Here is a 13,467-nt window from a genome sequence, read left to right as displayed (position 1 = left end):
GTCAACGATATATCGCAACTTATTGTTTAAATTAATAAATTGCAGACACGTAAAAACCGCCCGCGGACTATTTTCCGCAGACGATTGTCTCTCACAAAATAATTAAATACCGAGCGCTTTTTTACCGGCGTTAATTACCTCAATGATTTTATCGGTGTCATAAATACAGCCTTTCCAGGTGCCGCCGCTCACGGACTGTAATGCCGCCCACAGCCGGGTATCGTCCGGCAAAAAGTCGTGAGCGTGCAGGTCCGGATGCGTCTGCCGCCGTGCCAGCTCGCGCGCGCCCTCTTCCGGCGTCAGCGGGTTGTCCGCGGTACCGATAAAGTTTACGCTGCCTGTTAATGTCAGGCGGTCCACCGCTATCTCAATGATGTCGTTATCGCGCAGCTTGCCTATCGGCCCGCCCGCCAGCGCCTCCGGCGACACGTGGCCGAAGCAGGCGCCCGTCGACACGCCCGAGAAGCGCGCATCGGTGATTAACGACACCGTTTTGCCCCACGAGATATGCTTCAGCGCGGAGGTGAGCTGGTAGGTCTCCTCCATGCCGGTGCCGGACGGTCCACCGCCGATCACCACCATGATATCGCCCTGCTCAATCTCTTCCCGCTTGATGGCCCTGATCGCCTGCGCCTCCGAGACAAACACCCGCACCCGGCCGGTGTGGCGGTAAACGCCATCTTCACCGACGACCGACGGGTCGATCGCCGTGGCCTTGATTACCGATCCTTCCGGCGCAATGTTGCCCGTCGGGAAGCAGACCGTCGAGGTCAGCCCTTTCGCTTTTGCTTTTTCCGGCGGCAGGATCACGTCATCCGGCTCCACGCCGTCCTGCTCGCGCAGGCACTGGCGGAAGCGCTTACGGCGCTCCGAGCTCTGCCACCAGTCGAGATTCTCGCCCACCGTCTGGCCGGTGACGGTCATGGCATCCAGGTGCAGCAGGCCGAGATCGCGCAGGTGGAGCATGACTTCCGGCACGCCACCCGCGAGGAAGGCACGCACGGTCGGGTGATAGTCCGGGCCGTTGGGCAGCACGCTCACCAGGCGCGGCACCCTGCGGTTGACGCGCGTCCAGTGTTCAACGTCCGGGATCGTGCAGCCCGCCGCGTGTGCGATGGCCGGAATGTGCAGCAGTAAATTGGTGGAGCCGCCGAACGCCGCGTGGATCACCATCGCGTTTTCGATAGCTTTGTCGGTGAGGATATCGCGCGTGGTGATGCCGCGGTTATCCAGCTCGCTCACCGCCCGCGCTGACTGGCGGGCAATTTCCAGCCACACCGCCTGTCCGGACGGCGCCAGCGCGGAGTGCGGCAGCGCCAGACCCAGCGCTTCCGCGACCACCTGCGAGGTGCCCGCCGTGCCGAGGAACTGACACCCGCCGCCCGGCGACGCGCAGGCGCGACAGCCCAGCTCGGCGGCCTCCTGCAAGGAGAGTTCATGGTTGGCGAAGCGCGCGCCGATGGTCTGCACCTTGCCCGCATCTTCCCCCACGGTCGGCGGCAGCGTCGCTCCGCCTGGCACCAGAATGGTCGGCAGGTCGTGCATCGCGGCCAGCGCAATCATGGTGGCGGGCAGCCCTTTATCGCAGGTTGCCACGCCGATCACCGCCCGCCGCGTCGGAAGAGAGCGGATAAGACGACGAAACACGATCGCCGCGTCGTTACGATACGGCAGGGAGTCGAACATGCCGTGCGTGCCCTGCGAGCGCCCATCACACGGATCGCTGACGAAGGCCGCGAACGGGATCCCCCCGTTGCGTGTGATCTCCTTCGCCGCCGCCTGCATCTGCATGCCGATTTCCCAGTGTCCGGTGTGGTAGCCCAGCGCAACCGGGCGTCCGTCTCCGGCGCGGATGCCGCCCTGAGTACCGATAATCAGCACCTCTTTGCCGGTCAGCTTGTTGGCGTCCCAGCCCATCCCGGCGTTCTGCGTCATGCCGAACAGGTTGCCGCTGGGGGATTCCATCAGCATCTGCGGAGTCAGCGGCAGCGCGCCCTGCGGACCCGCCGCGTGGGTGATCACCGCATAAAACGCGTCGTCCTGCGGGGTGAAAATTTTCTCAATGGTCATCGTTATCGTCCGGCTCAGCAGAGCTTGAGCTGTTGTAGCAGGGCTTTCAGCTGCGCCTTACGCGGCTCGTCCAGCGGCGAGGCTGGTGGCAGGACGTGCGTAGAAATTGGACGACCGCAGAGCACGATCGCCTCTTTAATCACGTTCACAAACGGCGTATCCAGCTGATACATCTGCGGGATTTGCAGCAGGGTCTGATGATACTCAGCCGCTTTCGCCACGTCTTTATCCCGCCAGGCTTTCAGAAGATTTACCGACACCTGCGGAGCAAAGTTACCGCTGGCCGAGATCGCCCCGTCACCGCCGAGCAGCAGGGTATTGAACAGATGATCGTCGTAGCCGCAGAGCACGGTGAAGTGTGGATGGGCCGCTTTAACGGTGTGGATCATGCTGCGCAGGTGGGCGACGGAGTCGATGGTGTCTTTGATGCCGACGATGTTACTGCGCGAGTCGGCGAGGGTTTTCACCAGCGCCGGGGTCAGATCCTGCCCGGTCAGCGCCGGGAAGTTATAGAGCATCACCGGCAGCGTGACGCTGTCGGCCACCTGTTCGAAATAGCGGATCAGGTTCGCTTCCGACACTTTCCAGTAGTAAGGGTTGATCACCACGATGCCGTCCGCGCCCGCCAGCTGCGCGTGCTGGCTCAGCTCAATGGTTTCCCGGGCGTTGGTGCCGCCGGTGCCGATCAGGACCGGCACACGACGATCGACATGATCGATCGCAAACCGGGCAATGGTTTTACGCTCTTCGGCGCTGAGCTGGGAGAACTCGCCGCCGCTGCCCAGGAAGAACAGGCCGTCGACGCCCGCAGCGATCAGATCGTCGATCAGCGCGGCGGTGCCCGGCTTATCAAGCTGGGCATCGGCGGTAAAGATGGTGGAGACAGGGGGAATGATACCCGTGAACAACGCGGACTGCGGCATGTGATCTCCTTGCTGAATCATTTGTTCTACATTATAGAACAGTGTTCATTAATTTAACGATCATACTATGACGGAGAAAAAGCACAGGTAAATGGGAGATGAGGAGGGAGTGCGGGAAGTTTAAGCTGGATCACATATTGTCCGCTAACCCCTCACCCCGGCCCTCTCCCCAAAGGGGCGAGGGTGGTAAAGTCCCCTCTCCCCTTTGGGGAGAGGGTTAGGGTGAGGGGTAAGGGTTACTCCACCAGCATCTTAACAACCACTTTCCTGACCTTAGCAGGCGCCCCCACCGCGCACAGCGGCTTATGCACTTCGCCCGGGTAAAACACCACAAAATCCCCTTCGCTCAGCACCACGGTTTTCTCCTGCTCGCCTTCCGGCAGGAACGCGATGTCTTTGTCCGCCAGCCAGTCGGTGTCCGGCGTGCCGTGCGGCAGGGTGCTGAAGGTCATCCCTTCCAGCCCCTTCAGCACAATCTGAATATCCAGGTAGCGTGCATGGTATTCAGCGCGACGCTCAGCGAACGGCTGGGTCATGTCCTCCGATACCAGATAAAACAGGCTGTTGCCGCTGATGTCGTGCTTGCCGGTCGGCGTCGCGTCGGTGACGTGGGCCTTGACGTGCTCAATGGCCTGACGCAGATCGTCAGGCAGCCAGGACTGCAGATGGTGGATGTTGCCGATAATCATGTTTCAACCCTCAATATAAAACATCGTTTCATTTTTATCTTTTATACGAGAATCCCGGCTGCCATACCAGCCCTTTTTGGACGAGGTTTGCGCGAGCGCATGTTTATCGGAAAATGTGTTAATTCACTGTTAATTACATAAAGGCATTTATGCAGTCATTATGCATAACCTCATTTCCTAAGCTTTACGCAACTTATCTAACTCGCTGAATTTAAAACGTAACTCACAAAACCTGTTGTTGCATCACACTTTATCACTTCGGTTATTTCCTTTAAAAATCCATAATTATTTATCGATTTCTCTTAAGTGAAAAATAGTTAACTGTCATTATTGCATAGCTATTCTCGAGGCAAAATTTTATTCATTAAAATCAACAGCATAACTAAATATTCCAAAGCATGTAATTCTACAAAACAATAACAACCTCAAATATTGCCACCCGTTCCTGCTTAGCTATTCATCCCGTAATAATATGAAATTAATCATTATCTGATACGAATCATGCAATTGAAAATAAACTGCTCAATATCGGTTTTCGCGTGAGCAGCGTCACAATAACCATTATTTAAGCGCCTACTATGAATCACGAAATCAATTGAGCTTAGCCGCCATGAAATTAAACACATCACATGGCGCATGCCCTTTTTATTCTGAAAAACAGTTAAAGGAATAATTATGGAAAAGCATTACGTCGGTTCTGAAATTGGTCAATTGCGTAGCGTTATGCTGCATCGTCCTAATTTAAGTCTTAAACGTTTAACGCCATCGAATTGTCAGGAGCTGTTATTTGATGACGTGCTCTCGGTTGAGCGGGCGGGAGAGGAGCATGATATCTTCGCAAACACGCTGCGCGAGCAGGGTGTGGAAGTCCTGCTATTGACCGACCTTCTTACGCAAACGCTTGATATTGCCGAAGCAAAAGCCTGGCTTCTTGAAACACAAATCTCCGACTACCGCCTCGGCCCAGCCTTTGCCGGCGACGTCCGCGGCTGGCTGGCGGATATGCCGCACCGCGAACTGGCGCGCCGATTAAGCGGCGGATTAACCTACGGTGAAATTCCGGCGGCTATTAAAAATATGGTGGTCGATACCCACACGGCGAATGATTTTATTATGAAACCGCTGCCGAACCACTTATTTACCCGCGATACCTCCTGCTGGATTTATAACGGCGTGTCCATTAATCCGATGGCGAAACCGGCCCGTCAGCGCGAAACCAATAATCTGCGCGCAATATATCGCTGGCACCCCGCATTTGCCGATGGCGAGTTTATTAAGTATTTCGGCGACGAGAATATTAATTACGACCACGCCACCCTGGAAGGCGGCGACGTATTAGTGATTGGCCGCGGGGCGGTATTGATCGGCATGTCAGAGCGCACGACGCCGCAGGGCGTGGAGTTCCTCGCCAACAGCTTGTTTAAACATCGTCAGGCCGAGCGCGTGATCGCCGTTGAGCTGCCGAAACATCGCTCCTGCATGCACCTCGACACCGTGATGACCCACATCGACGTGGACACCTTCTCCGTTTACCCGGAAGTGGTGCGCAAGGACGCCCAGTGCTGGACGCTCACCCCGGACGGACGCGGCGGCCTGCTGCGTACCCAGGAAACCGACCTGCTGCACGCCATCGAGAAAGCCCTCGGCATTAACCAGGTGCGCCTGATCACCACCGGCGGCGATGCCTTTGAAGCCGAACGCGAGCAGTGGAACGACGCTAACAACGTCCTGACCATCAGTCCGGGCGTGGTGATCGGCTACGAGCGCAACGTCTGGACCAACGAGAAGTACGACAAAGCGGGCATCACCGTGCTGCCGATCCCGGGCGACGAGCTGGGGCGCGGTCGCGGCGGCGCGCGCTGCATGAGCTGCCCACTGGAACGCGACGGAATTTAAAGGAGCCATCATGGAACGAAAACCCACTCTGGTTGTGGCCCTTGGCGGCAACGCGCTGCTCAAGCGCGGCGAGCCGCTGGAAGCGGACATCCAGCGCCAGAACATCGAGCAGGCCGCCCGCACCATCGCAGGCTTAACGGAGCAATGGCGCGTGGTGCTGGTGCACGGCAACGGCCCGCAGGTCGGGCTGCTGGCACTGCAAAACAGCGCCTACGACAAAGTCACCCCCTACCCGCTGGACGTTCTTGGTGCAGAAAGCCAGGGAATGATCGGCTACATGCTCCAGCAGGCGCTGAAAAACAATCTGCCCCAGCGCGAGGTGAGCGTCCTGCTCACGCAGGTGGAAGTGGACGCCGCCGACCCGGCGTTCAGCAACCCGACCAAGTACATCGGCCCGGTCTACAGCGAAGCCCAGGCGAAAGCGCTGGCCGCGGAAAAAGGCTGGGTGTTCAAGGTCGACGGGGCCTATTTCCGCCGCGTTGTGCCCTCTCCGCAGCCGAAGCGCATCGTGGAGAGCGACGCCATTACGGCGCTTATTCAGCGCGACCACCTGGTCATCTGCAACGGCGGCGGCGGCGTGCCGGTGGTGGAAAACGCCAACGGTTATCGCGGCATTGAGGCGGTGATCGACAAAGACCTCTCCGCCGCTCTGCTGGCGCGGCAGATCGAGGCCGATGCCCTGCTGATCCTCACCGATGCCGACGCGGTGTACCTCGACTGGGGCAAGCCGACCCAGCGCCCGCTGGCGCAGGTCACGCCGGAACTGCTCAGAGGCATGCAGTTCGACGCCGGATCGATGGGGCCAAAAGTGGCCGCCTGCCGCGAGTTTGTTGAAGCCTGCAACGGCATTGCCGGGATCGGCGCGCTGGCCGACGGCGCGGAGATCCTGGCGGGCGAGAAAGGCACGTTGATTCGTAACTGAGCACCCATTTCCCCTCACCCTAACCCTCTCCCCAAAGGGGAGAGGGGACGATTACACCCTCTCCCCTTTGGGGAGAGGGCTGGGGTGAGGGGTAAGGTCTTAGTCATTAATTTTAAAAAGGATTTACCCATGACCATCAACCTGAAAAACCGCAACTTCCTGAAACTGCTGGACTACACCCCGGCGGAGATCCAGTACCTGATCGACCTCGCCATCGAGCTGAAGGCCGCTAAAAAAGCCGGTCGCGAAAAACAAACCCTGGTCGGGAAAAACATCGCCCTGATCTTTGAAAAAACCTCCACCCGCACCCGCTGCGCCTTTGAAGTGGGCGCGTTCGACCAGGGCGCGCAGGTCACCTACCTCGGCCCAAGCGGCTCGCAGATTGGCCACAAAGAGTCGATGAAGGACACCGCGCGCGTGCTGGGCCGCATGTATGACGGCATCGAGTACCGCGGCTACGGCCAGGCCATCGTTGAGGAGCTGGGCGAATACGCGGGAGTGCCGGTGTGGAACGGCCTGACCGACGAGTTCCACCCCACGCAAATCCTTGCCGACCTGATGACTATGCTGGAGCACTCTCCGGGCAAAACCCTGCCGGAGCTGAGCTTTGCTTATCTCGGCGACGCGCGCAACAACATGGGTAATTCGCTGATGGTCGGCGCGGCCAAAATGGGGATGGATATCCGCCTTGTGGCGCCGAAATCCTTCTGGCCGGAGGCCGGGCTGGTTGAGCAGTGCCGCGCCATCGCCAAAGAGACCGGCGCGCGCATCACCCTCACCGACGATGTGGAAGAAGGCGTGCAGGGCACCGATTTCCTCTACACCGACGTGTGGGTTTCCATGGGCGAGCCGAAGGAGGCGTGGGCCGAGCGCGTTAGCCTGATGAAGCCGTATCAGATTAATGCGGACGTGATGAAGGCCACCGGTAATCCGAACGTCAAGTTCATGCACTGCCTGCCGGCGTTCCACAACGAACATACCAAAGTGGGCCGCGAAATCGAGATGGCGTACGGCCTGAAGGGGCTGGAGGTGACGGAAGAGGTCTTTGAATCACCGAACTCCATCGTCTTCGACGAAGCAGAGAACCGCATGCACACCATTAAAGCGGTCATGGTGGCGACACTCGGCGACTAATCACCGCCCGGCGCGCCGCGGGGTGCGCCGGGTTCAGGAGAACATCATGGGCAAGTTCAAATTTCCCTCCGCTTATACCATTCTCTTTTTTCTGATTGCCGTGGTTGCCGTGCTGACGTGGATTGTTCCGGCCGGGCAGTACCATATGGCGATGAACGAGGCGCTCGGCAAAGAAGTGCCGGTTGCTGGCACTTACGCGCACGTGGCAGCGCACCCGCAGGGGCTCGTCTCCGTGCTGATGGCGCCGATTGCCGGGCTGTACGATCCGGAGTCCGGCCAGGCCGGGGCGATCGACGTGGCGCTGTTTATTCTGATCATCGGGGGGTTCCTCGGGATCGTCACTAAAACCGGGGCGATAGACGCCGGGATCGAGCGCGTCACCACCCGACTGCGCGGCCGCGAAGAGTGGATGATCCCGATCCTGATGGCGCTGTTTGCCGCAGGCGGCACGATTTACGGCATGGCCGAAGAGTCGCTACCCTTCTATACCTTACTGGTGCCGGTGATGCTGGCAGCGCGGTTCGATCCGGTGGTTGCGGCTTCTACCGTGCTGCTCGGCGCGGGGATCGGCACGCTCGGATCCACCATCAACCCGTTCGCCACGGTGATCGCCGCCAACGCCGCCGGGATCCCCTTCACCAACGGCATCATGCTACGCATCGCGCTGCTGGTGATCGGCTGGATCATCTGCGTGGCGTGGGTAATGCGCTACGCCCGCAAGGTGCGCAAGGATCCGTCGCTGTCGATCGTGGCGGATAAGCAGGAAGAAAATCGCGCCCACTTTCTCGGTAACAAGGGCGAGCAGTCGCTGGAATTTACCCCGGTGCGCAAACTCATCCTGGTGATCTTCGCCCTCGCCTTCGCGGTGATGATCTACGGCGTGGCGGTGCTGGGCTGGTGGATGGCGGAGATTTCGGCGGTGTTCCTCGCCAGTGCCATTATCGTCGGGCTGATCGCCCGCATGAGCGAAGAGGAGCTGACCTCAACCTTTATCAACGGCGCGCGAGATTTGCTGGGCGTCGCGCTGATAATCGGCATCGCGCGCGGTATCGTAGTGATCATGGATAAGGGCATGATTACCCACACCATTTTGCACAGCGCCGAGGGAATGGTCACCGGATTGTCGACGGTGGCGTTCATCAACGTGATGTACTGGCTGGAAGTGGTGCTGTCGTTTCTTGTGCCTTCTTCGTCCGGCCTGGCCGTTCTGACGATGCCGATCATGGCGCCCCTTGCCGATTTCGCTAACGTCAACCGCGACCTGGTGGTTACGGCTTACCAGTCGGCGTCCGGCATCGTCAACCTGATCACTCCCACCTCTGCCGTCGTGATGGGCGGGCTGGCTATCGCCCGCGTGCCCTACGTGCGTTATCTGAAATGGGTCGCGCCGCTGCTGGGGATTTTAACGGTGGTGATTATGGTGGCGTTAAGCCTGGGCGCTTTGTTGTGATTTGCCGGATGGCGCTGCGCTTATCCGGCCTACGGATCGGTGCGGTGCCACCGGTTATTTCGGGAACTGATATGGGAACTATGATGGATTACGAAGAGTACTCTCCCAAAGAGCAACTACAGCTAACGGTCTGCCAGCGTCTGATCGCGGAAAAGAGCTATCTCTCCCAGGAAGAGATCCGCCGTGACTTACAGGAGCGTGGTTTTGAGACCATCAGCCAGTCCACCGTTTCACGTCTGCTCAAGTTGCTTGGTGTCATAAAAATTCGCAATGCCAAAGGGCTAAAGATTTATTCGCTGAATCCCCAGCTGCGCCCGGCCCCCGACGCGGCGCGTACGGTCTCTGAAATGGTGGTGAGCGTGGAGCACAACAGCGAATTTATCCTTATCCATACCGTCGCCGGATATGGCCGCGCGGTGGCGCGTATTCTGGATTATCACCAGTTACCGGAAATTTTAGGTGTAGTGGCCGGGAGCAGTATTGTCTGGGTCGCGCCCCGCGTAGTGAAGCGCACCGCGCTGGTGCATAAGCAAATTAATTATTTACTCAGAACGCATTAATATTCACAAAGAACCGTTTGCATTGAGTAAAGCGTGCATTAAATCGCTTGATCCCAAAAGCGAGCTGCGTATAATGCCCGACAGTTTGCCGGGAGGAAGCATGGTCAAGCGTGTACGACATAACGTCTTACCGCGTCTGAAATCAGACGCTGGCCTGCCGTTTTTCTTCCCGTTGCTAAACCTATTCCCAGAGCCCCTCATTTGAGGGGCTTTTTTTTGCCCGGCGTCAGGAGATAAACATGAATCCGCTTTATCAAAAACACATCATTTCCATAAACGACCTCAGCCGCGAAGAGCTGGAACTGGTTCTGGAAACCGCGGCAAAACTGAAGGCCAATCCGCAACCGGAGCTGTTGAAGCACAAGGTGATTGCGAGCTGCTTCTTCGAAGCCTCGACCCGCACCCGCCTCTCCTTCGAAACCTCCATGCACCGTCTGGGCGCGAGCGTGGTGGGCTTCTCGGACAGCAGCAACACGTCGCTGGGCAAAAAAGGCGAAACCCTGGCGGATACCATTTCGGTTATCAGTACCTACGTTGACGCGATTGTGATGCGCCACCCGCAGGAGGGCGCGGCGCGTCTGGCGACCGAGTTTTCCGGCGGCATTCCGGTGCTGAACGCCGGTGACGGTGCTAACCAGCATCCGACGCAGACCCTGCTGGATCTGTTCACCATTCAGGAGACTCAGGGCACGCTTGAGAACCTGAACATCGCCATGGTCGGCGACCTGAAATATGGCCGCACCGTCCACTCCCTGACCCAGGCGCTGGCGAAATTTAACGGCAACCGCTTCTTCTTTATCGCGCCGGACGCGCTGGCGATGCCGCAGTACATTCTCGACATGCTGGACGAGAAAGGCATCGCGTGGAGCCTGCACGCCAGTATCGAAGAGGTGATGGGCAACGTGGATATTCTCTACATGACCCGCGTGCAGAAAGAGCGTCTGGATCCGTCCGAGTACGCCAACGTGAAGGCGCAGTTCGTGCTGCGCGCCAGCGACCTTGAAGGCGCGCGTGACAATATGAAGGTGCTGCACCCGCTGCCGCGCATCGATGAGATCACCACAGACGTGGACAAAACGCCGCACGCCTGGTACTTCCAGCAGGCCGGAAACGGCATCTTCGCTCGCCAGGCGTTACTGGCACTGGTTCTGAATCGCGAATTAGCTCTGTAAGGGGAGACGACCATGACACACGATAACAAACTCCAGGTTGAAGCCATCAAGCGTGGCACCGTGATTGACCACATCCCTGCGCAGGTGGGCTTTAAACTGCTGACGCTGTTCAAACTGACCGAAACGGACCAGCGCATCACCATCGGCCTGAACCTGCCGTCGGGCGAAATGGGCCGTAAAGACCTGATCAAAATCGAGAACACCTTCCTGACCGACGAGCAGGTTAACCAGCTGTCGCTGTACGCGCCGGACGCCACGGTTAACCGCATCGACGATTACGACGTGGTGGGCAAATCCCGCCCAAGCCTGCCGGATCGCATCGAAAGCGTGCTGGTCTGCCCGAACAGCAACTGCATCAGCCATGCTGAGCCGGTTTCCTCCAGTTTCGCAGTGAAAAAACGCGCCAATGACATCGCACTCAAATGCAAATACTGCGAAAAAGAGTTTTCTCATTATGTGGTGCTGGCCAACTAATTGAGGTTGGTAATGAAATCCCGGCTGTTATAATGGCCGGGAACATTCTTAACGCTGTAATTCTGGAGAAAAAATGAGCAAAGTACTCGCGACGGAAAATGCACCAGCGGCTATCGGCCCATACGTTCAGGGCGTTGATCTGGGCAGCATGATCATCACTTCTGGTCAGATCCCGGTGAACCCAAAAACCGGTGAAGTGCCAGCCGACGTAGCGGCGCAGGCGCGTCAGTCGCTGGAAAACGTGCAGGCGATCGTGGAATCTGCCGGTCTGAAAGTGGGCGATATCGTCAAAACCACCGTGTTCGTGAAAGATCTGAATGATTTCGCGACCGTTAACGCCACTTACGAAGCGTTCTTCACCGAGCACAACGCGACCTTCCCGGCTCGCTCTTGCGTGGAAGTGGCGCGTCTGCCAAAAGACGTGAAAATTGAAATTGAAGCGATTGCCGTACGTCGCTAATTCAATTCAATTAAGAAAGGGCAGCTTAGCTGTCCTTTTTATTTCGACTATTTTTACTCTCCATATAAAATGACAAATCGCACCGTCCATTATTAAGCTTCTCCACCCGGTAATATTCTCTAATAATGGATGAGTAATGAAACTTTCAAAAATTGCACTTGCCCTCGCGACAGTGACCGTTGCATCGTCGGCATTTGCTCACGGCTATATTGAATCTCCAGCCAGCCGCGCCTATATGTGTAAGCTTGGCCAAAATATTGATTGCGGCGCTGTACAGTATGAACCGCAGAGCGTGGAAAAAACTTCCGGTTTCCCGACCGGCGCTATGCCGCCGGACGGCCAGCTCGCCAGTGCAGGTATTTCCCAGTATTCTCAGCTGGATAAGCAAAGCCTGAATGCCTGGACCAAAAACCCGATAACAGCAGGCCCGCATGAGTTCGTCTGGCATCATACTGCACCGCATAAAACCACTAACTGGCGCTATTACATCACCAAACAAAATTGGGATCCAAATAAGCCGCTGACTCGCGATCAATTTGAATTAACTCCATTCTGTACGATCAACGGAAATAGTCAGGCACCAGCTGTAACAAAATCTATGACTTGCAATGTTCCTGCGCGTACGGGGTACCAGGTTATTTACGGCGTGTGGGAAATTGCGGACACCTCAAATAGCTTTTATCAGGCCATTGACGTTGATTTCGGGAATGGTGGCAACGTAACCCCGGACGAAACGCCTGCGATCGTTTCCGAATGGAGCAAAACCCTGAGCGGCCAGATTGCCGGTAATAACCTGAACGTGGGCGATAAGGTTATCGCACGCTTCTTCGACGCCAACGGTGAAGTGACCGCCATGCGTACCGAAATGACCATCGGCTCTGCTGAACAAGGCGACGCTAACCAGTGGTCTTACGATCTGGCGCAGAAGATCAACACCGCTCAGAGCGATGTCCGCGTCGGTGTTAAAGATGAAGCCGGTGACATCAGCCCGGTTCACGGCGCCAACAGCGTATTCGTGAAAGACGGCAGCACGCTGAAATCCGTTGCCATCTCCTATGAAGAGCAAAAAGCGCAGGTGAGCGAGACCATCGCCGTTTCCGATCTGCAATACAGCAAAATCGAACATGGCAACGCGACCGTCAGCTTCCACGTCAACACGCAGGGTGACGTTAATTTTGAAGCACACGTGATGAACCACCACGGTGCGGAAAAAGGTTACCTGAAGCAGGACATGAACAACGTCAATCAGGACGTGACCATGACGCTGACTGACGTGACGGCGGGACACCATATGCTGAAATACTACGCGACCAATAAAGACGGCACGATGTTCGCCCAGGACGTGCTGAACCTGATGCTGGAAAGCGATGCGGCTGCGGACAGCACCGGCCACCACGACTTTACCTTCCCGGACAATATCGCCTCGTACAAAGCAGGCACCGTGGTACTACAGCCAAAAGACGGTAAGACCTACGAATGTAAGCCTTTCCCGTACAGCGGCTACTGCGTGCAGTACAGCCCAACCGCAAACCAGTTTGAGCCTGGCGTTGGCGCGCACTGGAAAGAGGCGTGGGTGTTGAAGAACTGAGTGGAAAAACCTTACCCCTCACCCTAACCCTCTCCCCAAAGGGGAGAGGGAACGGATCGAGCCCCCTCGCCTGGCCCTCTCTCCAAAGGGGAGAGGGTACCGATAGAGCCCCCTCGCCTGGCCCTCCCT

At 57.4% G+C, this 13,467-nt stretch carries 13 protein-coding genes and 1 pseudogene; 10 read left to right on the top strand and 4 right to left on the bottom strand.

All coding sequences use genetic code 11. The annotated features are described in order from the left end of the window. Positions 1-102 precede the first annotated feature (102 nt). From yagF to BFV65_RS02470, 3 genes are all read right to left on the bottom strand, one after another. On the bottom strand, positions 103-2,070 hold the full coding sequence (yagF, locus tag BFV65_RS02480) for a xylonate dehydratase YagF (protein ID WP_038415180.1): 1,968 nt from the start codon (positions 2,068-2,070) through the stop codon (positions 103-105). 14 nt (positions 2,071-2,084) lie between these two features. Then, the gene (gene yagE, locus BFV65_RS02475; RefSeq protein WP_069596182.1) at positions 2,085-2,993 is read right to left on the bottom strand and encodes a 2-keto-3-deoxygluconate aldolase; all 909 of its coding nucleotides are present in this window, start codon (positions 2,991-2,993) and stop codon (positions 2,085-2,087) included. Positions 2,994-3,229: 236 nt separating this feature from the next. Then, entirely contained in the window at positions 3,230-3,682 is a 453-nt protein-coding gene (locus BFV65_RS02470) for a YhcH/YjgK/YiaL family protein (RefSeq protein WP_069596181.1), read from the bottom strand. Between the two features lie 675 nt (positions 3,683-4,357). Here BFV65_RS02470 and arcA point away from each other — a divergent pair. The 5 genes from arcA to BFV65_RS02445 all read left to right on the top strand — a co-directional run bounded on the left by arcA (position 4,358) and on the right by BFV65_RS02445 (position 9,644). Then, entirely contained in the window at positions 4,358-5,578 is a 1,221-nt protein-coding gene (gene arcA, locus BFV65_RS02465) for an arginine deiminase (RefSeq protein ID WP_069596180.1), read from the top strand. Positions 5,579-5,588: 10 nt separating this feature from the next. Continuing rightward, positions 5,589-6,500, top strand: a complete 912-nt coding sequence (arcC, locus tag BFV65_RS02460; RefSeq protein ID WP_022646884.1) for a carbamate kinase — start codon at positions 5,589-5,591, stop codon at positions 6,498-6,500. Positions 6,501-6,629: 129 nt separating this feature from the next. Further along, positions 6,630-7,634 carry an ornithine carbamoyltransferase gene (gene argF, locus BFV65_RS02455; protein ID WP_003863360.1) on the top strand — a complete coding sequence of 335 codons (1,005 nt, stop codon included), beginning with the start codon at positions 6,630-6,632 and terminating at the stop codon, positions 7,632-7,634. 46 nt (positions 7,635-7,680) lie between these two features. Beyond that, positions 7,681-9,084 (top strand): YfcC family protein, encoded by a 1,404-nt coding sequence (locus BFV65_RS02450; RefSeq protein WP_003863365.1) that lies wholly within the window; start codon positions 7,681-7,683, stop codon positions 9,082-9,084. Positions 9,085-9,164: 80 nt separating this feature from the next. Next, positions 9,165-9,644, top strand: coding sequence for an arginine repressor (locus BFV65_RS02445; protein ID WP_003863366.1), 480 nt, complete (start codon positions 9,165-9,167; stop codon positions 9,642-9,644). 3 nt (positions 9,645-9,647) lie between these two features. Here BFV65_RS02445 and BFV65_RS23035 read toward each other — a convergent pair. Further along, positions 9,648-9,765: pseudogene (locus tag BFV65_RS23035) on the bottom strand (hypothetical protein). On the opposite strand from BFV65_RS23035, the gene BFV65_RS22250 reads away from it, so the two are divergent. The 5 genes from BFV65_RS22250 (at position 9,745) to gbpA (ending at position 13,338) form a co-directional block, all read left to right on the top strand. Next, positions 9,745-9,849: a pyrBI operon leader peptide gene (locus BFV65_RS22250; protein WP_022646880.1), complete on the top strand. Its 105-nt coding sequence runs from the start codon at positions 9,745-9,747 to the stop codon at positions 9,847-9,849. The pseudogene BFV65_RS23035 and the gene BFV65_RS22250 overlap by 21 nt on opposite strands. A gap of 34 nt (positions 9,850-9,883) precedes the next feature. Then, the gene (gene pyrB / locus BFV65_RS02440; RefSeq protein WP_003863368.1) at positions 9,884-10,816 is read left to right on the top strand and encodes an aspartate carbamoyltransferase; all 933 of its coding nucleotides are present in this window, start codon (positions 9,884-9,886) and stop codon (positions 10,814-10,816) included. Between the two features lie 12 nt (positions 10,817-10,828). Beyond that, a complete protein-coding gene (gene pyrI, locus BFV65_RS02435) occupies positions 10,829-11,290 on the top strand; it encodes an aspartate carbamoyltransferase regulatory subunit (RefSeq protein ID WP_003863370.1) in 462 nt (153 codons plus the stop codon). 73 nt (positions 11,291-11,363) lie between these two features. Beyond that, complete coding sequence (gene ridA / locus BFV65_RS02430) at positions 11,364-11,750, top strand: 2-iminobutanoate/2-iminopropanoate deaminase (RefSeq protein ID WP_003863373.1); 387 nt, start codon at positions 11,364-11,366, stop codon at positions 11,748-11,750. Positions 11,751-11,886: 136 nt separating this feature from the next. After that, complete coding sequence (gene gbpA / locus BFV65_RS02425; protein ID WP_069596179.1) at positions 11,887-13,338, top strand: N-acetylglucosamine-binding protein GbpA; 1,452 nt, start codon at positions 11,887-11,889, stop codon at positions 13,336-13,338. The last annotated feature ends 129 nt before the right edge of the window (positions 13,339-13,467 follow it).

The sequence above is a fragment of the Enterobacter hormaechei subsp. hoffmannii genome (assembly GCF_001729745.1).
GTDB classification, from domain to species: domain Bacteria; phylum Pseudomonadota; class Gammaproteobacteria; order Enterobacterales; family Enterobacteriaceae; genus Enterobacter; species Enterobacter intestinihominis.
Note: the sequence above shows the minus strand (reverse complement) of the source record. Positions and strands in the feature narration are given on the sequence as shown.

Bases quoted from the DNA above. Each gene is read 5' to 3' on its own strand.
- yagF (WP_038415180.1), bottom strand. From the start codon at position 2,070: ATGACCATTGAGAAAATTTTCACCCCGCAGGACGACGCGTTTTATGCG.
- yagE (WP_069596182.1), bottom strand. From the start codon at position 2,993: ATGCCGCAGTCCGCGTTGTTCACGGGTATCATTCCCCCTGTCTCCACC.
- BFV65_RS02470 (WP_069596181.1), bottom strand. From the start codon at position 3,682: ATGATTATCGGCAACATCCACCATCTGCAGTCCTGGCTGCCTGACGAT.
- arcA (WP_069596180.1), top strand. From the start codon at position 4,358: ATGGAAAAGCATTACGTCGGTTCTGAAATTGGTCAATTGCGTAGCGTT.
- arcC (WP_022646884.1), top strand. From the start codon at position 5,589: ATGGAACGAAAACCCACTCTGGTTGTGGCCCTTGGCGGCAACGCGCTG.
- argF (WP_003863360.1), top strand. From the start codon at position 6,630: ATGACCATCAACCTGAAAAACCGCAACTTCCTGAAACTGCTGGACTAC.
- BFV65_RS02450 (WP_003863365.1), top strand. From the start codon at position 7,681: ATGGGCAAGTTCAAATTTCCCTCCGCTTATACCATTCTCTTTTTTCTG.
- BFV65_RS02445 (WP_003863366.1), top strand. From the start codon at position 9,165: ATGATGGATTACGAAGAGTACTCTCCCAAAGAGCAACTACAGCTAACG.
- BFV65_RS22250 (WP_022646880.1), top strand. From the start codon at position 9,745: ATGGTCAAGCGTGTACGACATAACGTCTTACCGCGTCTGAAATCAGAC.
- pyrB (WP_003863368.1), top strand. From the start codon at position 9,884: ATGAATCCGCTTTATCAAAAACACATCATTTCCATAAACGACCTCAGC.
- pyrI (WP_003863370.1), top strand. From the start codon at position 10,829: ATGACACACGATAACAAACTCCAGGTTGAAGCCATCAAGCGTGGCACC.
- ridA (WP_003863373.1), top strand. From the start codon at position 11,364: ATGAGCAAAGTACTCGCGACGGAAAATGCACCAGCGGCTATCGGCCCA.
- gbpA (WP_069596179.1), top strand. From the start codon at position 11,887: ATGAAACTTTCAAAAATTGCACTTGCCCTCGCGACAGTGACCGTTGCA.